The following is a 23538-nucleotide window of genomic DNA, read 5'->3' on the forward strand; positions in this document are numbered from 1 at the left end:
TGTGTGTCGGTAACACGACGAGTCGGTCGGAGCAGAGGGTCGAGCGACAGGCCGGCTCAGCCGTCGAGTGTGACCCCGACTCGGCGGATCACGGGCGGGGCAGCGGCTGCGTACTGGTTCGCGAGGGCGTACTCCGCGTAGAGGTAGCTCGCGGGAGCGGAGACCCGTTCCTGCCGTACCTGCCGGTCGGCGTTGCCGAGTTCGGTCGCGACCCGCGAAGCGAGTCGGGAGGCCAGCGGCGCAGGCTCGGTGTCGAGTAGTGTCTGGAGTTGCTCTACGGCGGCGGTCCGTTCTGCGGCGATGGGGTCGACCGACTCCGGCGTCTCGTACGCACCGGCTTCGACGGCCTCGGTCACGGCGGCAAAGGCGCGGTCTGCGACCAGGCTGTGCATCGCGGCGCTGATCGTGAGTACGTCGTCGCCGGCGTCGTCGTCCGCTTCGACCGCGGTCTCTGCGTGACTCCAGCGACGGCGGGCGAGTTCCTCGAGCAGGCGTTCGGCCGCCGTGTTCTCGATGTCACGCTCGAAATCACTCGTCAGTGTCTCCCAGTCGGGTGCTGCTGCGTGAGTTTCGACCTCGACGACGAGGCCGTCTGCAACCCCTGCGAAGCGATCGGTGTAGTCGGTGGTGTCCGCCAGCGTCGAGACGTAGTGGTCGCGGAGACGGCGAGCGTCGGCGGCGTACGCACGCCCCCACTCGATGTCCCGTGCGAGTTCGGCTCGGTGCAGGACGGTGTTCTCGTACTCGTAGTACTGATCGGGCTCGAGCAGCCGACTCCCGGTCGTAGCCCACTCCACGATCCGGGCGTGTTCGGCGAGCGTCTCCGCCGGCGCACCCGACGAGCCGACGTACCGGTAGTCGTCGAGAAACGCGGTCGCCTCGCGCTGCTGTCGGTCGCGGCGGGCCGTGAGATCCGTGGCGGTGAGCCGCCCGTCGAAGGCGGCGAGGCCGGCCTGGACGAACATCGCCTCGGCACGAGGATGCGTGAGACCGGCGAGTGCTTCGACGCGCGAGTCGCCGGTCTCGTCGGCAGCGAGCGCGTCTCGTGCAGAGTCCCGCTCACGGTCGAGTCGCTGACGGACGACCGCGTTCGGCACCCGTGAGAGGTCTGTCCCCGCCAGCGACGATCGAACCCGGTCGCGGGCGGCCTCGAGGTGTGCTGGCGTCGGCTGGACGGGTTCCGGAGCGGGTACCTCGGGGACGTCGCCGGGGAGTGCAGCGAGTGCCGAGTCGTCGTACTCGACGGTCGACTCACTCGAGAGGCCTTCGAGCGTGCTACACCCTGCGAGCGTGCCCGCGAGTGCGGTCCCGGCGGTCGCGAGGAGCGACCGGCGACCGTGGTCGGTCACGCCGACTCACTCCCGTTGTGCTCCGCCCGCCGAACGGGTCGACAACGACTGCTCCGTCCGATGGAGTAGCCGCCGAACTCACCGGGGAACGGCAGGCGGACGAACGCAGCGACGGCGTCGCGCACCTCACGCTCGCAGGGGGTCTGCGCGTCGCGGATCACCTGACAGAACTGGAAGTCCGGATCGCCGTCGGCGTCTCGGCTCACGTCGATCAGCTTCAAGCGGTAACACTCCTGGATCTCCGTCTGGTAGACGAAGACGGACTCCTCGGCGAACGCCGTCTCGGCGAGGAGTCGACGAACGGCGGCGACGTTCGTCGCCTCGTCGGCGAACTCGACTCGGGCGGCGTCCGTCTCGTTTCCGATCGACCGAGAGAAGATCCGGTCGGGTGTCGACGCCGACGCCTCGTCGGTCACTCCGTCGTCGGCAGTGTCGGGCAGGGCGACGACCGGCGGGCGCTCACCCGTCGAGCGGGTGAACTCGACGGCGTACTCACGGATCCGTGTCTCGCCGTCGGGTGTACGCCCGGCCTCGGACGCACTGCACCCCGAAAACAGGGTGGTGAGGCCGGTCCCGACGCTGGCGAGGAGGACACGTCTGGAGGGCGTGTGAGCCATCGTATCGGGTTGTGAACGGACGGTCAATAAGCACCGGGGAGTCGGGGGAGTCGCCGTCGAACGCCACCGAAGCCGTCGGAGAGACGCTCACTCGACAGTTTGGTGTCGCCGTCGAATCGGACCGAGAGCTGGAGCAGTCCGGCGAAGCGGTAGCCGACGATGTCCGGACCCGGTCGCGGACCACGAAGAGCGGGGTCTCCTGAAGAGGTTATGCGGCTGGACGACCGAGAGTCCGTATGCAGTGGGTCAGCCGAGCGACGAGGGCAGTAGGGAGGGCGACTACAGCGTCGCCGAACCAGCACCAGACGGAGCGACTGCCGTGACCGGCGAACCGCTTCCGGGTGAACACCTCACGCCGCTCGCCGCACTCGTCGAGGAGGTACTCGCCGCCGTAGGGTACGAGATGGAGACCGCCACCGACCGCATCGACGAGGCCATGCCCGACTACGGCGGCCTGTTCGCCCCGACGACCACCCCTGCCGAACTGCGAGACGCACTCGAACGGCTCCGTGGATCGGACATCGGCCGGCCCCCAGTGGCCGAGCCGACGGGGGACTCGTTCGTCCTCTACGTCGACGGAAGTTCACGCGGGAATCCCGGCCCAGCAGGTGCCGGAGCCGTTATCCTGGATGCGTCCGAAAACGACCTCGCCAGACTCGGTCGGCCCGTCGGCTCGCAGACGGGGAACAACACCGCCGAGTACGGTGCGCTCCACCTCGGCCTCTCGGAACTGCTCGCGCGCTACGAGCCACAGACACTGGAAGTGCGGATCGACTCGATGACCGTGATCCGGGACGTGTGGGGCGGCACCGAGCCGACCGAACCCGGCGTCGAACCGTACAGCGAGGCCATCGCGGCGGCACTGTCGACGATTCCCGACCACCGGTACACACACCTCGCCGACCACGAGCCGAATCCCGCAGACGCGCTGGCGACGGTCGGCGCGGACATCGCGGCGCTGGGGCCCTGAGACGCGCTCCGGTGGTGACCACGGGAGGCGACGACCGACCGATGCACACTGCGGTCCCGGAGCCGGTCTCTTTCGGGTGAATCCCGAGGATATATTCGCGTTCACCCGGAGAACAGACCAATGCAGTCATCCACACCGCTGTGCCTGTTCACCGGACGCGTCGAGAAGCAGAACGGCGAGTACGTCCTCACGATTCCCGACCAAGAGATCGAACTCGGCACGCTCCAGCGCGGAGACACCTACCGGATCGGTGTCCACCCGAGCGAGTCGGTCCCGCCTGCCACCGGTGATCGCCAGCACGAACCGACAGCACGGCGTGTCGAAGAGACCGACGAGGATCGGCAGCCCTCGAAGCCCGCCCAGCGCGGTGATACGCCACAGACGGGAGCGAACGCTGGTCGGTCACACTCCCCGACCGAGTCACACTCGGACCAGCCACCGGTCACGGAAGGGGAGACACTCGAAGTCGAGATCGAGAGTATGGGCGAGAAGGGCGACGGCCTGGCCAGAGTCGGCCCGGGGTACGTCGTGTTCGTCTCGGATACCGACGTCGGCCAGCAACCGCTCGTTCGGATCACCGCCGTCCGCGAGAACGTCGCGTTCGCCGAAGTCGTCCACGAGTAGGAGACAGAACTCCCGTCTACAGAACGACCGAGGCGTCACCAGCGCTTCGGGGTCACGCTCCGAGGCGACGCTACTCCTCGCCGAGTTCGTCGCCGAGCGACCCCTCGTACTTCTCCCGATCCTCGGCAGGCAGATACTGCTCCTCCCACTCGACGACCTCGGGGAAACCGGAGAAGTCGTGGAGACTCCCGAGTGACTGGGCGTCGAAGGCGTCGTCCACCCCGCGCATCGCCGCACCCGGATCGTCCGCGAACGCCTGCATGTCGGCGTGGACCGACGCGATGGTCGACAACGTCGAGAGGATGGGGAACAACACGAGGTCGAACCCCCACGCGTCGAGATCCTCCATGGCGACGTACGGCGAGGTCCCGAGGTCGCCGACGAAGTTGTAGAGCACGGGCCCGTCCACTTCCCGGCCGACGCGCTGTAACTCCGCGGGATCGGTCGGCCCCTCCACGAACCCGACGTCCGCACCGGCGTCGAGATAGGCGTTCACTCGGTCGATAGCCTCCGCGAGTGAGCCGCCACCCGTGCCACGGGCGTCGCTCCGGGCGATGACGACGAACGAATCGTCGCGCTCGTCGCGGACGTCGGCGGCGGCTTCGATCTTGCCGACCGCTTCGGCTTTCGGAACGACCTGCCGCCCCTTCGTGTGGCCACAGCGTTTCGGGAAGGTCTGGTCTTCGATGTGGATCGCCCCGACGCCGGCTTTGATGTACTCGCGGACGGTCCGGACGACGTTCGTCGCGTTGCCGTAGCCGTTGTCGGCGTCCGCGATGAGCGGGACGCCGATTCGCTCCTGGATGGTGCTCGCGTTCTCGATCATCTCCGGCATCGTGATGAAGCCGGCGTCGGGGTAGCCGACCTTCGAGAGCGACGTGCCGTATCCGGTCATGTAGATCGCGTCGAAGCCGACCGAGTCGGCCACGGCGGCGGTGAGCGGGTCGTGGACGCCGGGGCAGACGAGCAGTTCGTCCTCGGCGAGTCGATCGCGGAGTGTCTCCCCTGTGGTAGTCATGGTCGGATCAGCCGCCGGGTCGCTAAACGGTCGTCGATTGTCGTGCGTCGCTGGGTGAGACAGGTCGTGTGAGAGTCGGGTGAGTGCATGATCGGATCAGGTGTCGCTGTCGGTCGCGTCGGTCGCATCAGTCGCGTCCGTATCGGATTCGTCCCCCGCAGTCCCGGCGAGGTCCGTCGCGGTCTCGGTGAGGTGATCGACGACGTCGTCGGTTCGGACGACGTCGCCGTACTTCGCGTCGATGTCGAAGAGGTTGGCTCGGTGGGGACCCTCGGCCCGGTCGCCGACCGCGTCGGCCGGAACGATGGTCCGGTAGCCGTGCTGGAGGCTGTCGACCGCCGTCGCGCGGATACAGCCACTCGTCGTCACGCCCGTGATGACGAGCGTATCGACGCGGTGGGTCGTCAGTTCCGTGGCGAGGTCGGTGCCGAAGAACGCACTCGCGTACTTCTTGAGGATCACGCGCTCGTCGCCGACCGGCGCGATGCGGTCGTCGACGGCGACGCGGTCACTCCCGAGGCGGAGTTCGCGCAGAGCCGGGACCTTCTCGACGAATCGACCGGCGTCGCCGTAGGACTCCTCGAACGCGACGGTGGTGAAGTACCGGGGCAGGTCGTGCTCGCGGAACGCGTCGAGGAGTCGGCGGGTCTGCGCTACGACGTCGCTCACGTCCGCCCCGAGGTCGCTGTCGGGATCGGTGAAAGCGGTTATGAGGTCGACGACGAGCAGTGCTGGTTGGTCACCGAAGCCGACGCGCTCGCCGAACTCCCGGTCGCCGTAGTGGTCGGCGACGTCGGTGGAGTCGTTGGAGTCGTCGATGTCGCCGACCTCGTCGAAGTCGTCTGGCCACGTCATGTGAGATGGGATGAGGGCAACGAGAAGGGCCGGGAGTCAGTTCCCCCGACTGTCGAACTCGCGGCGTTCGGCCGCGATCTGTGCTTCGAGGGCCTCGTCGTCCGGAAGCGGCCCGTAGTCGAACTCGGCGAGTTCGTCTCGCGTCTCGCGGATCTCCGCGCGCCGAGCCTCGGTCGCTTCCTCGTCCACACTACCGTCCGCGAGGACGACGCCGTACTCCTCGTCGGCGGCCGACTCGGAGACGAGTCCACGACGCACTTCGACCGCGACCTGCTCCGGATCGCGTTCGAGTGGGTCGCCGAGTCCGCCGCCGCCGGCGGTGCTGAAGACGAGTTTGTCGCCCGCCGCGACCGGGACGTTCTCGACTTTCGAGGGCAGATCCTCCTCGGTGCCGTCGGTCCGGAGCAGTCGCTTCTCGCTCGGCTGGGCGTATTTCCCGCCGTCGACGCCCCACGGGTAGGTGTGCGCGCGGTCGTCCTGGAAGGTGATCGCGCCGTCCTCCTCGAAGGTGTAGAGCTTCGTGATGCCGTGGCCGCCACGGAACGTCCCCGCCCCGCCCGTGTCGGCTCGCGTGCTGTACTCGTCGATGCTCAGCGGGTAGTACGCCTCCTGGTACTCGGCCGGGACCGTCCGGAACAGCGGCCACCACGAGTGGCCGTCGAGACCGTCGCCGCCGGGCCGGGCCGGAATCCCCCCGTAGAGGATCTCCAGCATCTGGAAGTCGTTCCCCTCCGAGTCGGTGCCGGCGTACACCAGATTGGGCGAGGTGCCGTAGCTCCCGGCGACCGAGAAGCCGTCGATGAGCTTCGAGAACGTCGCCTGCAGGACGTCGAACTGGCGGGCCATCATCGGCAGGCGGTTGCCGAGTGCGGCCGGGTACTCCGGTTGGACGACCGACCCCTCAGGGAGCGTGACCTCGAACAGGTCGTAGTAGCCGTCGTTGAACGTGAGGAGCGGGTCGAACGCCATGATGAGGAAGACGCCGGTGAACATCTTGAACATCTTCTCGTTCAGGAGGAAGTTCACCGTCCCCGGCACCTGCGCGTCTGTGCCCGTCCAGTCGAGGTACACAGTCTCGCCCTCGCGGTAAATCTCGAGGTGGAGTTTGATCGGGCCGTTGCCCATGCCGTCGTCGTCGACGTAGTCCTCGAAGGTGTAGCGTTCGCCCTCGGGGACGAACTCGTGGATGAGGTCGATCATCCCGTCCCGCGTCCGGTCGAGGATGGCGTCACACGCCTCGACGTAGGTCTCCTTGCCGAAGCGATCACAGAGTTCCTGCACGCGTTTCTCGGCCGTCTTCGTGCCGGCGGCGAGTGCCTTGATGTCCGCTTCGGCGTGTTCCGGCAGGCGCGTGTTGTGCGCGAACGTCTGGAGGAGTTCGCTGTCGAACGCGCCTTCCTTGTAGAGTTTGACCGGCGGCAGGCGCATCCCCTCCTCGAAGATGGTCCGTGCCTGCACGGGCATACTGCCGGGGGTCTTCCCGCCGACGTCCATCAGGTTCCCCCACTGACTGGAGAAGCCGACGAGGTCGTCGTCGTAGAAGATGGGTCGCAAGAGGAGCATGTCCGGCGTGTGTGACACCGCGCCGGCACACATGTACGGGTCGTTCGTCGCGATGACGTCACCGTCTTCGAGGTCCTCGATCTCGAACGGGGAGTTCTCGATGATGGTGTCGATCGCCGACCCGAACTGGCCCATCACCATCCGGCCCTGCGCGTCGGCGATGAGCGGGAACTGGTCGGACTGTTCGCGGATGACCGGGCTGATGGCCGTCGTCTCGACGACGCGGTCCATCTCCTCGCGGGTGTTCGCCAGCGTGCTCTCGACGATGTCGAGGGTCGTCCGGTCGATGTCGTGCTCGCCGACGAAGTCGGGCGTCTCACTGCTCATCGGTCGTCACCTCGGGTGATCTCCAGGTTGCCGTACGGATCGACCGTCGCCGTGTAGGCCGGCTGCACGACGACCGTCGAGTCGTTCTCGACGACGATCGCCGGGCCGGTGATCTCGTTGCCTGCCACCAGTTCGGTTCGGTCGTAGATCGGCGTCTCGTGATAGCTCCCATCGAAGTACACCTCGTTCGTCGCCACCTGCGCGCCGCTCGGATCGCTGTCGCCCGGTTCGCTCGCCTCGATGGAGACGCCCTCGATCTCGCCCTTGCCGATGACGCGGATGGTGGCGATCTCCAGCGGGGCGTCGAGCGAGAAGCCGAACTGCTGGTCGTGTCTGGCCTCGAAGTCGTCTTTGATCTCGGCGAGTCCGCCGTCGCGCCGTAGGTTGTCGACGTCCACCGGGATCGACATCTGGATGTCCTGGCGGAAGTAGCGACAGTCGGCGTAGTACTCGAAGCGGTGGTCGTCTGCGGCGACGCCTTCGGAGTCGAGCCAGTCTGCCGCGTCCGCTTGGAGTGTTCGGAACTCTGCCTCGACGTCCGTGCCGTCGACGTCTTCGTCCGTCTCGAGGTAGGTCTCGGAGAACTCGTTTTGCACGTCTGAGGTGAGGAAACCGAACGCGGACATGACGCCCGGTCCCGGTGGCACGATCAGCGGGTCTGCACCCATCACGTCCACGAGGGCGTTCGCGTGCATCGGGCCAGCGCCGCCGAAGGCGACGAGTCCGAAGTCGCGGGGGTCGTAGCCGCGTTCGACCGAGACGACCCTGAGCGCGCCGTACATGTTCTCGTTGACGATGTCGAGGATCGCCTGTGCGGCCTCCTCGATGGAACTGTCCCGTTGCTCGGCGATGCCGGCGACCGCCTCGCGGGCCGCCTCGTGGTCGAGATCCATCTTCCCGCCGAGTTGGACCATCGGCGGGATGCGACCGAGCACGACGTTCGCGTCCGTGACGGTCGGTTCCTCGCCACCCTGGCCGTAGCAGGCCGGGCCGGGGTCCGCACCGGCGCTCTCGGGGCCGACCTGTAAGGCACCGCTGAGTTGGACGCGGGCGATGGAGCCACCGCCTGCACCGACCGTGTTCACGTCGACCGACCGGGACTTGAACTCCCGATAGCCGACCTTCGTCTGTCGGGTGGTCCCCGGTGTGCCACCTTCGACCAGCGAGACGTCCGTCGACGTGCCGCCCATGTCGAGGGTCAGCACGTCGGGAACGCCTTTTTTCGCGGCGATCGTCGCCGCGCCGACGACGCCACCGCTCGGGCCGGAGAGTGCGAGTTCGACCGGTCGACGTTTCGCAGCCGTCGAACTCATCAGTCCGCCGTCCGACCGGACGACGTTCATCGTCGCGGTCGACCCCGCCTCCTCGAGCGACACGTCGAGGTCGTCGAGATACTGGATGACCTGCGGCCGGGCGTAGTCGTTGATGACCGTCGTCAGGGTCCGCTCGTACTCGCCGTACTCCGGGACGATCTCCGAGGAGATCGACACCGGGAGGTCGGGCGCTTCGGCTTCGATGATCTCGCGGACGCGCTCTTCGTGTGCCGAGTCGAGATACGAGTTGAGCAGTGCGACCGTGACGGCCTCGACGCCGGACGCGTGCAGTTCCTGTACGGCAGATCGGACCGCAGATTCGTCGAGTGGCTCGGTCTCCTCGCCTGCCGGCGAGTTGATCTTCCCTGCCACGCCGCGCGTGTCGACGAGATCAGCGAGGGGGTCGGGCTTCTCCATCCCGATCCACCCGTACAGCGGGCCGGGCGTCCAGGCACGTGCCAGGTGGAGGATGTCCTCGTGGCCGGCACTCGTGATGAGACCCACCCGAGAGCCGGTCTCCTCGAGCAACATGTTCGTCACGACCGTCGTGCCGTGAAACAGCAAGTCGAGTTCGCCGACCGACGTGTCGGCTTTCGTCGTCGCCTCTTCGATACCTCGCAGGACGCCCTCCGATGGATTCGCGGGCGTCGAGAGGACCTTGTCGATCGTGAGTTCGTGTGTCTCCTCGTCGAACACGATCACGTCGGTGAAGGTCCCGCCGACGTCCACACCCAAGTTGTATGTCATGTGTTACCGCGTGAGTTGGCAGTCTCGGTATCGGGGGGTAAGCATTCTCCCAACAGCTGTTGGTGGTTTTTATACTGCCACCTCGGCGCTGACACCCGCACATAGCTTTTTGTGCCGGTCTCGCCCATACGGGGGCGAGAACGAGGATGTTCACTGCCACGATCCACTTCAACCAGCACCGGGAGTGCATCCTCAGAGACCTCACGGCCGACGTCGACGGGCCCGTGCCGATCGAGATCGAGGAGGTCCGAAACGGCTCCGTGACGTTCGTCCTCCGGGCCGGCGAGCACGCCGATGCGTTCCAGACGGCTCTCGAAGCCGCCGAGCACGTCGAGTACGTCGCCCGACTCGACGACGTGAACCTGCTCGTCACCAAGCCCTCGTGTGGTGCCTACTCGGCCATCTACCGGAACCACGGGACGCTCCGCCGCTCGAACACGGTTCGCGGTCGTCACCGCGAGTACAACGTCCTCGTCTTTCGCCGCGACGACCTGAAGGCCATCATCGACGACCTCGAAGGGTTCGGCACCGTCACACTCGGGAAACTGGAGACGTTCACCGAGACGACCGAGTCGCCGCTCACCGACCGCCAGCGAGAGGTGGTCGTCGAGGCGCTGGCACGCGGCTACTACGAGTGGCCGCGACGGATCAACAACGAGGACCTCGCCGAGGAACTGGGGATCAGTCGGGCGACGCTCCACGAACACCTCCGACGGGCCGAGAAGAAACTGCTGACGATGGGGTTGACCGACGAGTCACCACTGCCGGCTCAGACGCGTCCCGACTTGGGGGTGTCACACCTGCCCGATGGCGGTCCCGGCTGATCGTCGGGACTGGTTGCCCAATCGCGATTCGCGGGTGAGACTGGGCTGTAAGGACGACAGTCGCCCGTTCGTCAGCACCGGCGTCTCGAAGAGTCGGTCTCACGAGGGGAACGGGCTATCCGGTGCCGACCACGACCTGTCGTCTCGTCTCATCTCGTCTCCGGTAGGCAGTACGTGCTTAATACCTGAAGATGCGATTCTGGGTGCATGAGCCGAGCAGACGCCGAATCGACGGGGGGAGCCGGGACCGATCACGCGGACACGTTCAGACGTCGGTCCTTCCTCGCCGGGGTCGGCGTCGCCGGAGCGAGCCTGCTCGCCGGCTGTACGTTCAACGTCGACAGCGACAGCGTCTCCCTGTCCGACGGCAACTCCTCTGTCGCCTGCGTCCGAGACGGGAACAGCCTCACCTGCGAGACCGACGAGGCGAGGCCCGCGACCACGACGCCGGAGTTGGAGGTCGCACCGATCGAGGACCCCGAACTCGCCCCCGTCGATCAGGACTTCGAGGTCATCACGCCCGAGCCAGCGACGCCGACGGCCACCCCGGAGCCACGAGCCACCAGATACCGCATCTACGACGTCACCATCGTCGTCGACGAGGCCAGCGACGGGAGCGGGCCGTTCGCGGACGACGAACTCGAACTGGTCGGGTGGGTGTTCGCGCGGGGGTACGACGCCCGGAGCGGTCGCTGGATCCGCGCCGAGGGTGCAGACGAGTACAACCAGATCGGGACGCTCGCCCCTCGGCGGAGTTCGCTCCCGATGCGTGCGGGCGAACGGCGACGATTGAACGTCGACACGGTGGTCGAGTTCCCGGCCGGCGAACCGCTCGATGCACGGTCGTTCATCTCCGTCGGTGCGACGTTGCTGGAGGACGACGACGGGTTCAACAACTCGGATCAGTTGGGCTCCTACGGGGACGGCTACGAGTACCGGTGGCGGCCAGCAGACGGTGGTCCCGGTGGGGAGGTTCTCTATCGGGAGGGCGACAGTCAGGTCCGACTCCTGTTCCGGGCCGAACAGGTGGCCTGAGCGGAGCGTCGAGTCTGCGCCTGACCGTCTCGCTACCGACAGTCTCAGCATCGACGAGTGGTATCCCGAGTCAGACGGAATAGTCGGTGTCGGACCTCCTCGATCACGTGAGCGAGGGCCCGGTGTCCACTTACTCTCGATCTGCTCCGGAGAGGATCGACCTTCGGAATCCGCGTCGTCGGAGGTGTCCACAGTCCGACCTCGACGCCGTCGCCACAGCGTGCGGCCAAGGTCGGTCAGAGCAGTCCGACAGAAGACCCATTGTCCGTCGGTTCGGGGTCGTAGAACGTGCCCCCGCAGACGCCCCTCCTCCGACCTGGGAGATACTTCCGAGAGCGCGAGTTGCACCCCGGTCGCGTGTTCCTCGCCGTCTGTCTCGTCCTGTTCGGCGCGCTCGGACTGGTCTACGGCGTCGGCCACGTCCTCGCGTCTCACGTCGACGGAACGGTGCTGGTGGACAACCCGGAACGTCCGCCGGAGACGTTCTGTGAGGGGACCGTGGACCCACCGGGTTTCGACGACGACGCGTGTGACGCCCCACAACAGGTCGAACGGAACGTCGACCGGATCATCGAGCGGGCGATCGGAGAGATCGCCGGCATCGTGTTCGTCGGGATGGCTCTCGTCGTCGTCGGTCTCACGCTCGTCGTTCACACGGGGTCGTGGCTCGCAGGCGGATCGAACGGTCTCGGTGCGTCGTTCGCGGTCACCGTCTGGGGGCTGACCCCGATCGTGTTGACCGTCCCCGTCTCACTGGTCGCGCTGTCGATAGTGCTCGATCCCGTGACCGTCTCCACGGCGAGCGAACCGACCAGCGTGTTCGCCAAGATGGAGGCGCAGATCCGCTCGTTCGGCTGGATCGGGACGGTCTCCTCGGTCGTGAGCGGACTGTGGAGCGCGGTCATCTGGAAGTTCGGTCTCGAGCATCGACGTGACCTGACCGGGGCTGAGGCGACGACCGTCGCGGGGGCCACGGCACTTTTGCTGGTCCTCGGCGGGGCGATCTGATCGCTGCACGCACCGCCCGTCCATCGATCTCACAGTGTCCGCCAGGTGTGCAGTGAGGTGGCCACGACCGTCACAGGTCTCCGTCCGGGAACACCGGGTCACCGATCGGGCTGTCCGGGAGCACAAGTTACTTCTACTGTTGCTCACTCGATATGCCCATGTCGATACAACGCAGACGGTTCCTGCAGGCGCTCAGCGTCGGCGCGGTCGCGAGCATCGCCGGGTGTCAGGCACCCGGACAGACGAGTGCAGACGGGGCGGGCGTCGCCGGCGAGACGCTGACGCTCACGACGACGACGAGCACCTACGACACGGGACTGCTCGACGCGATCCACCCGCAGTTCGAGGAGATGTACGGCGTGACCGTCGACGCGGTCGCACAGGGCACCGGTGCGGCACTGGAGTCCGCCCGGAACGGCGACTCGGACGTGGTGATGGTCCACGCACGCGGCCTCGAAGACGAGTTCATGCGCAACGGCTACGGCATCAACCGCCGGAATCTCATGTTCAACGACTTCGTCATCGTCGGTCCCGAGAGCGACCCGGCCGGGATCCAGGGGATGGACTCGGCGACCGACGCCCTGACGGCCATCGCCGACGCGCAGGCGACGTTCGTCTCTCGGGGCGACAACTCCGGGACGCACACGAAGGAACTCAACCTCTGGGAGGCCGCCGGCACCGATCCCGGCGGCGACTGGTACCAGGAGACCGGGACCGGGATGGGCGAGGCGCTCAACATCGCTAACCAGCAGGGAGCATACACCCTCTCGGACCGCGGAACGTTCATCTCTCAGCGCTCGGAGATCGACCTGACGATCCTCGTGCAGGGGCCGATCGAGGGCGGGCCGGAGATCCTGGCGAACCCCTACGGGATCATGGCAGTGAACCCCGGCGTCCACGACAACGCCAACTACGATCTGGCGATGGCGTACATCGGCTGGATCACCAGCCCACAGGCCCAAGAAGCCATCGCGGAGTACCAGGTGAACGACGAGCAGTTGTTCTTCCCCGAGGCCGTCTCCGAGGATCCGAACTTCCAACAGTACGTGCCGGAAGGCTGGAGTAGCGACGACTCCGAGGAGTGAGCGTGCCGGTCGAATCGGGTCTCGCAACGCTACCAGCCGTCGTCAGATCGATGACGGCCGGGCACACTGTGCTCCCGGCAGTCGCCGGATCGGTGTCGGTCGGCATCAGTTCGCTCCCGGCCGTCGTCGACCTCCCCTTCAGAGACGGCTACGTCTCCAGTATCATCTTCGTCTCACTGTACGTGAGTCTCGTCGCCGTGACGCTGAGCACGCTCGTCAGCGTCCCCATCGCCCTGCTCACCGGGTTCACCGACTTCCCCGGCAAGCGACTCGTGAAGTCGATCATCAACACCGGGATGGGGTTCCCGAGCGTCGTCGTCGGCCTGCTGGTCCTCTTTGCGGTCTCGAATCAGGGACCGCTCGGCTCCTTGGAGCTGATCTTCACCAGAGAGGCGATGATCATGTCGCAGTTCGTCCTCGCCACGCCGCCGATCACAGCGATCACGCTCGCGGCGATCACCGGCGTCGGCGACGACGTACGGGACGCCGCCCGGGTCCTCGGCGGGACGCGACTCGACGTGGCACTGGTCGTCATCAAGGAGGCACGCTACGGCATCGCCACGGCGATCCTCGCCGGTTTCGGCCGGGCGATCAGCGAGGTCGGGTCGGTCCTGATCGTCGGGGGCAACATCACGAGTTCCGACGGTGTCTCGAAGACCCGGACGCTGACGACGGCGATCCAACTCGAAGCCCGCCAGGGTCAGTACGAGACCGCGATGGTCCTCGGGGCGGTGCTGGTCGGTCTCGTCTTGACCGTCAACGCCATCGTCGTCAGACTCGGCGACACGGGGGCGATGAACCGATGAGCCGATGCAGTGTGTCGGAGGGACGCCGAGGATGATCGAACTCGACGCGGTCTCGTACAGCTACGGCGACGACTCCGTCGTCGAGAACCTCTCGCTGTCGGTCGAACCGGGCGAGGTCGTCGGCATCATCGGCCCCTCCGGCGTCGGCAAGACGACCGTCCTGCGACTGCTCGCCCTCCGCCTCCGGCCGAGCGCCGGCGAGGTACGACTCGACGGCCAGTCGGTGTGGGACACGGACGAGCGCACTCGGTTGTCGCTCCGCCGGCAGGTCGGCATGGTCGCACAGGAGGCGAGTCTGTTCGACGCCACGGTCGCCAGAAACGTCGAGTACGGCCTCCACGTCCGCAAGGAGTGGGACGAACGCCTCCGCGACCGACTGGCCGCGCTCGTCAGTTCCAACGGGACGCCCGAGGCGGTCCACGACGCCCTCGACCTGGTGGAGTTGCGCGAGAAGCTCGACCAGCCAGCCCGGTCGCTCTCGGGTGGGGAGGCCCAGCGCGTCTCCTTTGCACGGGCGGTCGCGTACGAACCGAGTCACCTCCTGCTCGACGAACCGACCTCCGACCTCGACCCCCGGAACACCGGGCTGATCGAAGACGCCATCCGCGACGCGAGAGCGCGCGGCATCGGTGTCGTCGTCGCGACCCACGACATGCACCAGGCGGAGCGCATCGCAGACCGGGTCGCGGTCCTCCTCGGGGACGGCTTCACCGAGGTCGGTCCCACCGAGCGAGTCTTCGAGTCACCGACCGACGAGCGGACACGCCGGTTCATCGACGGTGAACTGGTGTACTGAGTCGGCGCTCGATACGAGTCGACGGTGGACCGCCTCGGGGTCGAGCCCCGAGGCACTCGCCGTGTTTCCTCTGTAGAGGGGTTCACCGAGTCCGGACGACCCGCCGCCGGAATCCGGGGTCATCGCTTAAGACACCCGGTGGTGTTGAAGCGCACAGCTATGACCGAACAGAAAGTCGCAATCGTCACGGCGGCAGGACGTGGAATCGGCGAAGCCTGTGCCCGACGACTCCACGAGGACGGCTACACACCCGTCTTGCTCTCGCCGTCGGGGAGTGCCGTCGACGTCGCAGCAGAACTCGGTGGGGACGGGTTCGAGGGGTCGGTGACGGAGCCCGACGACCTGGCGACGCTCGTCGAGGCGACCGCGGACCGCTACGGCCGTATCGACGCGGTCGTGAACAACACCGGCCACCCGCCGTCTGGCGACCTCCTCGACATCACCGACGACGAGTGGTACCAGGGACTCGACCTCGTGCTGTTGAATACGGTTCGGATGGCACGACTCGTCACGCCCATCATGGAGACGCAGGGTGGCGGGGCAGTCGTGAACATCTCGACGTTCTCGGCGTTCGAGCCGTCGACCGAGTTCCCCGTCTCGTCGGTGCTCCGTGCCGGACTCGGCAGCTTCACCAAACTCTACGCCGACCGGTACGCGGCAGACGGTATCCGGATGAACACTGTCCAACCGGGGTTCGTCGACAGCTACGAGATCGACGACGCGACACGCGCTCAGATTCCGATGGGTCGGTCGGCCCGGACTCGCGAGATCGCAGATGCGGTCGCCTACCTTCTCTCGCCGGCATCGAGTTACGTCACCGGACAGAACATCCGCGTCGACGGCGGCTTGACGGCGTCTGTCTGACCGACGACGACTGTGTTCGTCACAGCCGCGAGGTTCGCCGGACAGCGGTCGGCGACGGAGTTTCTTCCATGCACACTGACATCGATCAGTACACACACTCGGGGAGGCGAATCGTCTCCCGAGCGGGAGTTACTCTGCCTCACTCCCGGTCGCGGTCTCGACGCTGCTCCTGTTCGCGGTCGCGGTCGAGTTCTCTGTCGAGTGCGCTCCGGTCGTCGTCCAACAGCGCCGCGTCGCGTCTCTCACGAAACATCTCTTTCTCGTGGCGATGCCGTTCCTGCTGGCTGAAGTAGCGGTAGGCTCCGAGGACGGCGGCAAGCAGGACGACAGCCAGCGTGAGCATGACGAGTGCGAGTTTGGCGACCATGAGCGTGCTCCTCAGCCGGTCGTGTTCGCGGTGGTGTTCGTCCCGGTGGTCGACTCGGCGTCCACGTCCGCGGTCACGTCGCGGGTGAGGGTGAGTCCACCACTCTCGGTCGGGACGTAGATCGTCTCGCCCTCCTTGAGCGCCTCGATGTAACGCTGTTGCAGGACGACCTGGTTCTCCCGGAGCGCTTCACCGCGAATCTCGATCGCCTCGGCGTCGGCTTCGGCCTGCACGATCTTCTGTTCGGCACGGGCCTCTTCCTGTCTGACCTTCTCCTTCTCGACTTCGACCTGTTGTTTCGCCTGTTCTTTCTGGTCGAGCGTCTGGTCGATCTGTTCCGGCAGGTCGATGTTGCGGATCTGGACGGCTTCGAGCGTGATCGGTTCGTCGTCGAACTCCTCACGCAGTGCACCGAGTGCCGCCTCTTCGAGTGCGGCACGGCCCGTCTGGGTGTAGATGGCGTCGGTGCCGGTCGTCTGGAGACTCGACGCCTCGTCTCTGAGGACCGTCCGGATCGTCGGACGGATGAGTCGTGCTTCCATCTGCTGTTCGCGGTTCCAGTCTTCGACGAACGTGTCCGCCTGCGAGGGGTTGATCCGGTAGCGGATGGTCACGTCGACGTCGACCGAGGAGCCGTTGACCGTCTTGACGGTGATCGCGTCGGCTCTCGACTTCTCACCCTCACCTTCGGTCGCGCTCATCGTGTACGTCCGGGGCCGCGTCTCCACGCCCTGGACGGTCGTCATGATCGGGACCTTCCAGTGTGCGCCGGGTTCGAGTGTCGTGCCGGTGACTGCACCCCACTCCTTTTGGACGCCGGCCTGTCCTTCGGGGACCTGTCTGTATGCCAGTACGCCGGCCACGAGACTCACGACGAGGAGGAGTCCGAGGCCGACTGCGAGTGCATTCTGTCGTGCGGAGGGCATTGCGTGCTACGGTCAGGGTGGCTGGTATAAAGTACAGGTGGTTCATCGCAGGGAGGAGTCGAGACGTGAACCGCACGGTCTCGCCGGGAGCACGCCAATCGTCAGTCACCGTCTGTCGCTTCAGAGGCACGCCGGCTGTTGACACATCGACCGACCTGTGCCGCTAGATCCCACAGACTTTTTCCTCACTGTCGAGAACGTCACGACGATGCCCTCCCGCAGGTTCACCCTCGTTCTCGTCGGGCTCCTCCTCGCCAGTGGCGTCTCACTCGCCGCCGGTGCCGTGATCGACGGCCCGCCGACGGCGACGTTCACGAACGAGGACGACGAGTCGTACCGGATCACGATGATCACGCCGCCCGACCGACACGCTGCACTGCTCACCAACGTCGCCGTGACCACCCAGGGGGGTGACCGACAACTCGTGACGGTCGAGGACCTCGTCTGGGACGAACCGTATCGAAACGCCTCGGTCGCCGACGACGTGGAGACGAGTCAGATCGTCGTCGATCCGGGTGAGACGGTCACCACCAGCGTCGAGTCGTGGGAGCCCGGCGACAACACGGTGTACCTCATCGAGCGGCGGGCAGGCCCGGACAGTTCCGTCCGTGCAGACATCGTCACCTGTCCCCAGCGACAACAGGAGTACAACTGGACGTTCGAGAACAGCGGTGGGTCCGGGTCGTCGGTCTGTGCGTCGTCACTCGGCTGGTTTCTCGCCTGAGCCGTCTGGTGTGGGTCCCGTGCTCCCTCCTCGAGTCGCTCAGGCCGTCGACCAGTCGACGAGGACTGCGAGTGCAATCGCGTGAACCACACCGCCGACAGCCGTGCTGACGCCCCCGCCGACCGGGCCGAACAGGACGGCGAGCGCCCACGAGAGTGTGCCGAACCCGACGGCGAGGCCGAGTATCGCCAGGGCGTTGCCGGTCGATTCCCGGACGCTCCGCCGGACTGCTGTCACCAGTGAGTCACCGCCGACGACGTAGCCGGGGACGAGAAACACACGAATCGTGAGGAAGGCCCCCACCACGAGGAGCAACAGCCCGACGAACAGCGAGGACACGTCGACGGTGGGAACGTCGACCAGCGTCGGGACTGTCACGACGGCGAGCACGACCCCGAGGTATCGGACGAGTCCACCGAGCGTCCGACCCCGAGTACTCGCTCGACCGACCGTGAGCCACCCGGCGGTCGCGATCACCAGCGGGACGAGCAGTTCGAGCCCCACCCCCGCGACGAGATACGTCGCTTGCAGGTCGACGAGTGCGTCGACACGTCTCACGGTCCGCGGGACGCCCGACGGGACCACGGTGGCTTGCACTTCGAGTGTTCTCGACAGTGAGTCCGGTCGCGAGACCGGGAGCGGGTCGCGGCGTCGCCAGACGTCGACCGAGACGAGGACCAGTCCAGCACACGCAAACGGGAGGACGAGCACTGGGTCCGCGCGGAGTCGACGCACGACCTCCCGGAGCACGTCGACCAGCCGCCAGTGAGGGTCGTTGGGGAGCTTCTGGTCGGTCGCGCTGTTCGAGGCTGCGCCGGTGCTTGCATCCACGTCCCGAGGTCGCTGACCGGTCATCGACCGTCCTCCAGTGCGACGACGCGCTGCCGGTTCGAGAGGTACAGCGTCCCGTCGCCGACGGCCGGTGGAGAGAGTGGGACCTGCGAGGGTGAGAAGCGAAACTGGCGGTCGCCAGTCGCCGCGTCGAACGCGAGGAGTTCGACCCCCGAGCGGACCGCGTACACGACACCGTCTGCGACGACGGGCGCAGTGGCTCCGTCGAACGACGCCGTCCAGTCGGTCTCGCCGGTTGCGAGGTCGAGTGCGTACAGCGACCCCTGTTCGTCGGTGAGAAACACGCGCCCGTCGGCGACTGCGGGTGCGCTCTCGGTCGCGTTCCCGTCGAGGTCACGCCGCCACAGCGTGGTGCCGTCGTCCGGGTCGAGTAGCCACACGTACTGCCGTGAGGGGACGACGACCCCTTCGGTCGTCGCGACCGGCGGGAGCAGGAGCTGGTCGTCGAGGTCACGTCGCCACCGTCGTTCGCCCGTCGTCGCGTCGTACGCTCTCGTCCGGGACGGCCAACTCGTCACGTACACCGTCCCGTCACGGACGGCCGGACGCCGGGGCTGAGAACTGACCGTGTCGTCTTCGTTGACGACACGCTCCCACGCGACGTCACCGTTCGCTGGGTCGACCGCCACGACGTCGTTCGTCCCCGCGACTGGGGTGAACACGCGACTGCCCGCGGTGACGGCTGGAACGGGCGCGAGGCTGCCGAGGTAGCCTGACCCGGTGGCCCTCGGCCCGTGCCAGCGTTCGCCACCGAGGTTGCGATTCGTGAACGGGAGGTCGATGCCCCCCTTCGCGTTCACACCGAACAGGCCCGCCGTGGCCGTCGTCGCGAGCGTCGGGGTTCGATACACGTCTGTCCGTGCGACCGCCGGTGTCGACCGATACGCGCCGGGAAAGTCGAATCGTCGCGCGCCCGTCTCGACGTCGAGTGCGAGCATCCCGCCGCCGGCCGCGTACAGCGTCTGCTCGAAGAGAATCGGCGCGCTCGTCCCGGCGAACCAGTCGGGTGCAGCGGTCGTCCACGCCGTCCGGACGTCGTCTTTGGGGCCTGTGGCGGTCGGTGAGGACGCGGTCCCGGCCGGGTCGTACCGGGACATCGGCCAGTCGGGGACCACCTCGGGAGTCGTCGACTCCGTGTCTGTCGGGGGAGTCCGAGTGTCGCCGAGTGCGGTGCTGGCACCGACGGCTGCGACGGCCGCAGCGCCTGCACTCGAGAGGACGCGGCGTCTGGAGGGACACATGGGCTTCCGTTCGGCGATGGGTTGTTTAGTCATTGTGGGAGACGCCTGCCCGGCGGTGAGAGGACGTGACCACGGCGAGAGTCTTCAGAGTCGTTCGGTCAATGGCGCGTGCCGTCCTCGGCGTCGCAGTTGTGTCGTGTCGTGCGTGGTTCAGGTGGAGTGTCTTCCGCCCGTGTGTCACCGCATACGGCGGTGCGTACATTCAACTCCGGCCCGCCCTACAGACGTGTATGCAGCGGCGGCAACTCCTCGCGCTGGCTGGACTCACTGGGCTCGGAGGCTGTCTCGGCTACGACGTCGTCGACTCGGAGGCGGTGACGGACCGGAAGGTCCGCATCGCGGAACTGGAGGCGAAACTCGACCGCCGCGACGAACTTCTCGCAGAGCGAGACGCGCGAATCGAGGAACTCGAAGCGGGGGTGGCTCGCCGGCGTGATCGCCAGCGAGCACCACGGATCAACGCTGTCGGGATCGTCGACCGCTGGGACCGGATCGGCGACGTGGTCGAACGCCGGATCGACGCGGTGCCGCCCGGCGAACCGGCACGCATCGCGGTCAACTTCACCTACCGCCGCGACCGGCCGACGGACACACCCGGATCGACTCCCGCCGTCGGCGTGGTCGCGCGACTCCTGACACTCGAGGGGTTCCGCATCGAGCGAGTCGGTCGTCGGATCGACCTGTCGACCGACAGCGCCGGGTCGCTCCACGAGACGGTGGTGACGGTCGACGTGAACCGGTTCCCGACCGGGACGTACATCGCCGTCGTCGAACTGACCGACCTCGTCTCTGGGCGGAGCGCGTCGAACGAGTCGATCCTGCTGCCGGTCGGGTGAGGAAGTGGCGTCGTGCGACCGCGGCGGTGGACTGTTTCACCGGGCGATCGAGGTGCTGCGCAGTCGGTGTGTCTCGGACAGAGTCGGACACGCGCCGCCACAAGAACTATACTGTCGGTGTAAGGACAGTTCTGGACGGTGACGACAGATGGACCCCAAGACACTCGTGCGACCACTCCTCCTCTACACCGGTCTGCTCGGACTGCTCACGGTCGGTGCGGCGTATCTCGCGACACGCTCGGGGCTCGTCATCCTCGTCGTCGCAGGGGGCGGACTCCTCCTCGCCGTTCTCGGTGGCGGAACCGCGTCGAGCGTCGTAAACAGTAGCGGTACGGAACCGGCAGACGGGGACGGACTCGGGATGGAGGCGACCGGGCTGTCGGCGTACACGAACACGGAGAGCTCTCTCCGTCTCGTGTTGCTGTGTTACGGGAGCGGCGTGTTGCTGTGGAGCCTCGTCGTGTTGTTCACACTGCGCGAGACGCTGGTGTGATGGGGGGCGGACGACCCACCGCCGCCGACGACCAGTCACTCGTCCGTGAGACCGACCGCCGGACTCGACTTCCGGACGAACGCGAGACCGTCGAAATCGCGTTTGGGGTTCGATTCGACCGAGCCGACCGGATCGCCGTCGATGGCCGTACCCGTGATCGAGTAGCGCGCTGGCCCGCGAGCGAACCACTCGCCGAGGGGACCGGTCTCGGAAAGGTCCGTGAGATCGAGATAGCCGACATCGAGGCCGGTGTCTGTGAGGGTCGCCGGGAGCGAACCTGCCGGCAGGTCGGAGACCGGATACACTTCGTATCGCCCCGCGTCCGGCGAGTAACTCCGGACCGACCCCGAGCCGATGCTGATCCCCACCGGGACGTAGTCGACGTCGTCGCGCGCAGCGAGTCGTTCACCCATCGAGTCCATGTCGCCGTAGCGGCCCGAGGCGAGCGAGCCGCGTTTGACGTGGTCGTTGTGCGCCCAGACCGCGACGAGGTCGTCCTCGGTGCCCACCAGTCTGGCGACGTTCTCGGCCATCGCCTCGTCTCGAATGCCGACGTGGTCGAACGACTGCTCGCCCGGCTCCAACGCGTCGAACTGGCGGGCGGCCTGTCCCAACACCCGGACCTGGTGGCGCGCCCGCTCGAAGGCCTCCGGACTCGTCTGTTCGACGTACGCCTGTCGTGACTCGTCGAACCGGTCTGTCAGCGCCGTGGCGACCCGGTCGCACGCCTCGCCGTACGCCTGCAGGCTCTCGACGTCCTGCTCGTCCTTGGCCGGCAGTTCGACCGCTGTGAGGTCACTCTCGATCCGGTCGAAGAAGTCGGGGTCGACGGTTTCGAGATACGACCGGAGGTGGTCGGCGGTCGTCTCGTTGTGCTGCATGTCGAAGCCGGCGACACCGATCTGGTCGTCCGGGTGGCGCTCGTTGTACGACCGGATCCACTCGAGCAACGCGAGGACGGACTCACAGTGCCACACGTCGTGAACCGCCGAGTCGAGTAGTCGGTCGCGTGCGGTGCCGTCGCCCTCCTTGACGTAGGCGTCGAGTGCGAACGCCTCGGAGACGTTCGCCTCGATGGCGAACGTCCGACAGCCACACTCGGTGACGAGGTATCTGAACAGTCGGTGTTTGAGTCGGAACACCTCTCTGGTCCCGTGTGACGGCTCTCCCAGTCCGACGACGGTGGCGTCGCCGACGGTGGTGCCGAACGCCGCGAGGTCGGTCAAGGGGTCGAACGGGTCGACCGTGTCACACGGCACGATCGCGTCGTGGAGGGCTCGACGAACCGACTCGGCCGGGCGGCCGTCTGCTCCGTGGTCAGCCATCGATCCATCTCTCTCCCGAACGTGTGATAATAGTGGGTGGTGAACTCGGTCGTACTGCTGTCCAGTGCGTGAGCGTCACGACGAACGTCTCACTCGACGAGTCGAACCTCGCGGCGACGTTCCCCCTCGGGGAGTTGGAGGACGTACGACAGGTCGGCCATCTCGTCGCCAACCTCGTCGCCGCCGGGGTCGTCGAGGTCGAACCTGTCGGTCACCTCGAAGCGGAGCGTCTCGCCGGCCGGAATCCGACGGGAGACGGACGTGATGGGGGCGTAGGCGACTCGCGGCCCGATGCGGTTGAGCGCCGCGACGAACCGGCCGTCGAGTTCTCCCGTGTTGGTGACCGTGAACCCGAGCGTCGGTGTCGTGTACAGTTCGGCGGTCTCGGGGACCGACCACTCCAGCGACAGGGGTGGCGCAGGCGCGGAGAGGCGCTCACGCAGTGCTTGTGGTGGCGTCCACTCGCCACCAGGCCACCGCAGCGCAGCCCCTGAAGCGTCCCCGGTCGCCGGGAGGTCGAAGGCGAGCCACCCCTCTCCCTGCTTCCGACTGTACCGTGTCGCGCCGGGGTTGTAGTCCGACCAGTAGCTCCCCTGCGGTTCGAGCGGGGGCGCCTCGGCTCCGGCGAACCAGAACGTGAACTCGTCGACTGCCGGTGGTTCACCGTCTTCCACGTCGACGGCCACGAAGAGATACTGGCTCGTCTCGCCGGAGACGGTGATCGAGTCGGTCACGAAGGTCACGACCGCTGGCTGGAGTGAGATGAGAGAGGCGGACACCGACGGCGACGGTGTCGGCGTCGCCGTGGCCCTGTCGGTGGGTCTCGGTGTCTCCGACTGGTCGGTCGCCCCGGCCGGATCGTCGCGGCCGCCGGTCAGACAGCCCGCGAGTCCGCCGAGTGTGCCGGCACAACCGACGAGGAGGGCTCGTCGTCGCATAGCTCCGCGCTGTCCACCTCGCGGTAAGTGTCTTC

General features: G+C 66.9%; 24 protein-coding genes. 12 read left to right on the forward strand and 12 right to left on the reverse strand.

The genetic code is table 11. The features are described 5' to 3' along the window. Window positions 1-56 precede the first annotated feature (56 nt). Complete coding sequence (locus LI337_RS17235; RefSeq protein WP_227231157.1) at window positions 57-1349, reverse strand: hypothetical protein; 1293 nt, start codon at window positions 1347-1349, stop codon at window positions 57-59. Then, on the reverse strand, window positions 1346-1966 hold the full coding sequence (locus LI337_RS17240; RefSeq protein WP_227231158.1) for a hypothetical protein: 621 nt from the start codon (window positions 1964-1966) through the stop codon (window positions 1346-1348). Before LI337_RS17240 ends, LI337_RS17235 begins: the two co-directional genes overlap by 4 nt. A 319-nt stretch (window positions 1967-2285) precedes the next feature. On the opposite strand from LI337_RS17240, the gene LI337_RS17245 reads away from it, so the two are divergent. Next, window positions 2286-2936 (forward strand): ribonuclease HI family protein, encoded by a 651-nt coding sequence (locus LI337_RS17245; RefSeq protein WP_345777776.1) that lies wholly within the window; start codon window positions 2286-2288, stop codon window positions 2934-2936. 120 nt (window positions 2937-3056) lie between these two features. Next, window positions 3057-3560: a TRAM domain-containing protein gene (locus LI337_RS17250; protein WP_227231160.1), complete on the forward strand. Its 504-nt coding sequence runs from the start codon at window positions 3057-3059 to the stop codon at window positions 3558-3560. 70 nt (window positions 3561-3630) lie between these two features. Here the strand turns inward: LI337_RS17250 and LI337_RS17255 are convergent, their stop codons facing one another. From LI337_RS17255 to LI337_RS17270, 4 genes are all read right to left on the reverse strand, one after another. Continuing rightward, entirely contained in the window at window positions 3631-4578 is a 948-nt protein-coding gene (locus tag LI337_RS17255) for an isocitrate lyase/PEP mutase family protein (RefSeq protein ID WP_227231161.1), read from the reverse strand. Window positions 4579-4674: 96 nt separating this feature from the next. Next, window positions 4675-5433 carry an isochorismatase family protein gene (locus tag LI337_RS17260; RefSeq protein WP_227231162.1) on the reverse strand — a complete coding sequence of 253 codons (759 nt, stop codon included), beginning with the start codon at window positions 5431-5433 and terminating at the stop codon, window positions 4675-4677. Between the two features lie 36 nt (window positions 5434-5469). Beyond that, window positions 5470-7323, reverse strand: coding sequence for a hydantoinase B/oxoprolinase family protein (locus LI337_RS17265; protein WP_227231163.1), 1854 nt, complete (start codon window positions 7321-7323; stop codon window positions 5470-5472). Beyond that, window positions 7320-9383 (reverse strand): hydantoinase/oxoprolinase family protein, encoded by a 2064-nt coding sequence (locus LI337_RS17270; protein WP_227231164.1) that lies wholly within the window; start codon window positions 9381-9383, stop codon window positions 7320-7322. Before LI337_RS17270 ends, LI337_RS17265 begins: the two co-directional genes overlap by 4 nt. Window positions 9384-9529: 146 nt before the next feature. Between LI337_RS17270 and LI337_RS17275 the strand changes: the two genes are divergently transcribed. The 7 genes from LI337_RS17275 (at window position 9530) to LI337_RS17305 (ending at window position 15801) form a co-directional block, all read left to right on the forward strand. Further along, a complete protein-coding gene (locus LI337_RS17275) occupies window positions 9530-10207 on the forward strand; it encodes a helix-turn-helix domain-containing protein (protein WP_227231165.1) in 678 nt (225 codons plus the stop codon). A gap of 207 nt (window positions 10208-10414) precedes the next feature. After that, window positions 10415-11242 carry a hypothetical protein gene (locus LI337_RS17280; protein ID WP_227231166.1) on the forward strand — a complete coding sequence of 276 codons (828 nt, stop codon included), beginning with the start codon at window positions 10415-10417 and terminating at the stop codon, window positions 11240-11242. Window positions 11243-11530: 288 nt separating this feature from the next. Further along, window positions 11531-12250, forward strand: coding sequence for a YIP1 family protein (locus LI337_RS17285; protein WP_227231167.1), 720 nt, complete (start codon window positions 11531-11533; stop codon window positions 12248-12250). A gap of 158 nt (window positions 12251-12408) precedes the next feature. After that, complete coding sequence (locus LI337_RS17290; protein ID WP_227231168.1) at window positions 12409-13335, forward strand: ABC transporter substrate-binding protein; 927 nt, start codon at window positions 12409-12411, stop codon at window positions 13333-13335. A gap of 50 nt (window positions 13336-13385) precedes the next feature. Further along, window positions 13386-14141 (forward strand): ABC transporter permease, encoded by a 756-nt coding sequence (locus LI337_RS17295; RefSeq protein WP_227231169.1) that lies wholly within the window; start codon window positions 13386-13388, stop codon window positions 14139-14141. A gap of 31 nt (window positions 14142-14172) precedes the next feature. After that, a complete protein-coding gene (locus LI337_RS17300) occupies window positions 14173-14937 on the forward strand; it encodes an ABC transporter ATP-binding protein (RefSeq protein WP_227231170.1) in 765 nt (254 codons plus the stop codon). 159 nt (window positions 14938-15096) lie between these two features. After that, window positions 15097-15801, forward strand: coding sequence for an SDR family oxidoreductase (locus LI337_RS17305; RefSeq protein ID WP_227231171.1), 705 nt, complete (start codon window positions 15097-15099; stop codon window positions 15799-15801). A 139-nt stretch (window positions 15802-15940) separates the two neighbouring features. On the opposite strand, the gene LI337_RS17310 is transcribed toward LI337_RS17305, so the two are convergent. Continuing rightward, complete coding sequence (locus tag LI337_RS17310; RefSeq protein WP_227231172.1) at window positions 15941-16168, reverse strand: hypothetical protein; 228 nt, start codon at window positions 16166-16168, stop codon at window positions 15941-15943. An 11-nt stretch (window positions 16169-16179) separates the two neighbouring features. After that, entirely contained in the window at window positions 16180-17094 is a 915-nt protein-coding gene (locus LI337_RS17315; RefSeq protein WP_227231173.1) for a prohibitin family protein, read from the reverse strand. Between the two features lie 208 nt (window positions 17095-17302). Between LI337_RS17315 and LI337_RS17320 the strand changes: the two genes are divergently transcribed. Then, entirely contained in the window at window positions 17303-17818 is a 516-nt protein-coding gene (locus tag LI337_RS17320; RefSeq protein WP_227231174.1) for a hypothetical protein, read from the forward strand. Between the two features lie 39 nt (window positions 17819-17857). Here the strand turns inward: LI337_RS17320 and LI337_RS17325 are convergent, their stop codons facing one another. Together LI337_RS17325 and LI337_RS17330 are read right to left on the reverse strand one after the other, a co-directional pair. Beyond that, window positions 17858-18673, reverse strand: coding sequence for a hypothetical protein (locus LI337_RS17325; RefSeq protein WP_227231175.1), 816 nt, complete (start codon window positions 18671-18673; stop codon window positions 17858-17860). Further along, on the reverse strand, window positions 18670-19944 hold the full coding sequence (locus LI337_RS17330; RefSeq protein ID WP_227231176.1) for an outer membrane protein assembly factor BamB family protein: 1275 nt from the start codon (window positions 19942-19944) through the stop codon (window positions 18670-18672). The genes LI337_RS17325 and LI337_RS17330 overlap by 4 nt, the downstream gene beginning before the upstream one ends. A 197-nt stretch (window positions 19945-20141) precedes the next feature. Here LI337_RS17330 and LI337_RS17335 point away from each other — a divergent pair, with 197 nt between their 5' ends. Together LI337_RS17335 and LI337_RS17340 are read left to right on the forward strand one after the other, a co-directional pair. After that, a complete protein-coding gene (locus LI337_RS17335) occupies window positions 20142-20747 on the forward strand; it encodes a hypothetical protein (protein WP_227231177.1) in 606 nt (201 codons plus the stop codon). A gap of 148 nt (window positions 20748-20895) precedes the next feature. Further along, window positions 20896-21240, forward strand: a complete 345-nt coding sequence (locus LI337_RS17340) for a DUF8070 family membrane protein (RefSeq protein WP_227231178.1) — start codon at window positions 20896-20898, stop codon at window positions 21238-21240. Between the two features lie 35 nt (window positions 21241-21275). Here the strand turns inward: LI337_RS17340 and LI337_RS17345 are convergent, their stop codons facing one another. Together LI337_RS17345 and LI337_RS17350 are read right to left on the reverse strand one after the other, a co-directional pair. Next, window positions 21276-22565, reverse strand: coding sequence for an erythromycin esterase family protein (locus LI337_RS17345; protein ID WP_227231179.1), 1290 nt, complete (start codon window positions 22563-22565; stop codon window positions 21276-21278). 89 nt (window positions 22566-22654) lie between these two features. Then, on the reverse strand, window positions 22655-23503 hold the full coding sequence (locus LI337_RS17350) for a hypothetical protein (RefSeq protein ID WP_227231180.1): 849 nt from the start codon (window positions 23501-23503) through the stop codon (window positions 22655-22657). Window positions 23504-23538 lie beyond the last annotated feature (35 nt).

The organism is Salinirubrum litoreum (genome assembly GCF_020567425.1).
GTDB classification, from domain to species: domain Archaea; phylum Halobacteriota; class Halobacteria; order Halobacteriales; family Haloferacaceae; genus Salinirubrum; species Salinirubrum litoreum.

What these genes read in the sequence shown, in the direction of transcription:
- LI337_RS17240 (WP_227231158.1), bottom strand. Translation starts at nt 1,966, where the DNA reads ATGGCTCACACGCCCTCCAGACGTGTCCTCCTCGCCAGCGTCGGGACC.
- LI337_RS17250 (WP_227231160.1), top strand. Translation starts at nt 3,057, where the DNA reads ATGCAGTCATCCACACCGCTGTGCCTGTTCACCGGACGCGTCGAGAAG.
- LI337_RS17255 (WP_227231161.1), bottom strand. Translation starts at nt 4,578, where the DNA reads ATGACTACCACAGGGGAGACACTCCGCGATCGACTCGCCGAGGACGAA.
- LI337_RS17260 (WP_227231162.1), bottom strand. Translation starts at nt 5,433, where the DNA reads ATGACGTGGCCAGACGACTTCGACGAGGTCGGCGACATCGACGACTCC.
- LI337_RS17265 (WP_227231163.1), bottom strand. Translation starts at nt 7,323, where the DNA reads ATGAGCAGTGAGACGCCCGACTTCGTCGGCGAGCACGACATCGACCGG.
- LI337_RS17270 (WP_227231164.1), bottom strand. Translation starts at nt 9,383, where the DNA reads ATGACATACAACTTGGGTGTGGACGTCGGCGGGACCTTCACCGACGTG.
- LI337_RS17275 (WP_227231165.1), top strand. Translation starts at nt 9,530, where the DNA reads ATGTTCACTGCCACGATCCACTTCAACCAGCACCGGGAGTGCATCCTC.
- LI337_RS17280 (WP_227231166.1), top strand. Translation starts at nt 10,415, where the DNA reads ATGAGCCGAGCAGACGCCGAATCGACGGGGGGAGCCGGGACCGATCAC.
- LI337_RS17290 (WP_227231168.1), top strand. Translation starts at nt 12,409, where the DNA reads ATGTCGATACAACGCAGACGGTTCCTGCAGGCGCTCAGCGTCGGCGCG.
- LI337_RS17295 (WP_227231169.1), top strand. Translation starts at nt 13,386, where the DNA reads ATGACGGCCGGGCACACTGTGCTCCCGGCAGTCGCCGGATCGGTGTCG.
- LI337_RS17300 (WP_227231170.1), top strand. Translation starts at nt 14,173, where the DNA reads ATGATCGAACTCGACGCGGTCTCGTACAGCTACGGCGACGACTCCGTC.
- LI337_RS17305 (WP_227231171.1), top strand. Translation starts at nt 15,097, where the DNA reads ATGACCGAACAGAAAGTCGCAATCGTCACGGCGGCAGGACGTGGAATC.
- LI337_RS17310 (WP_227231172.1), bottom strand. Translation starts at nt 16,168, where the DNA reads ATGGTCGCCAAACTCGCACTCGTCATGCTCACGCTGGCTGTCGTCCTG.
- LI337_RS17315 (WP_227231173.1), bottom strand. Translation starts at nt 17,094, where the DNA reads ATGCCCTCCGCACGACAGAATGCACTCGCAGTCGGCCTCGGACTCCTC.
- LI337_RS17320 (WP_227231174.1), top strand. Translation starts at nt 17,303, where the DNA reads ATGCCCTCCCGCAGGTTCACCCTCGTTCTCGTCGGGCTCCTCCTCGCC.
- LI337_RS17325 (WP_227231175.1), bottom strand. Translation starts at nt 18,673, where the DNA reads ATGACCGGTCAGCGACCTCGGGACGTGGATGCAAGCACCGGCGCAGCC.
- LI337_RS17330 (WP_227231176.1), bottom strand. Translation starts at nt 19,944, where the DNA reads ATGACTAAACAACCCATCGCCGAACGGAAGCCCATGTGTCCCTCCAGA.
- LI337_RS17335 (WP_227231177.1), top strand. Translation starts at nt 20,142, where the DNA reads ATGCAGCGGCGGCAACTCCTCGCGCTGGCTGGACTCACTGGGCTCGGA.
- LI337_RS17340 (WP_227231178.1), top strand. Translation starts at nt 20,896, where the DNA reads ATGGACCCCAAGACACTCGTGCGACCACTCCTCCTCTACACCGGTCTG.
- LI337_RS17345 (WP_227231179.1), bottom strand. Translation starts at nt 22,565, where the DNA reads ATGGCTGACCACGGAGCAGACGGCCGCCCGGCCGAGTCGGTTCGTCGA.
- LI337_RS17350 (WP_227231180.1), bottom strand. Translation starts at nt 23,503, where the DNA reads ATGCGACGACGAGCCCTCCTCGTCGGTTGTGCCGGCACACTCGGCGGA.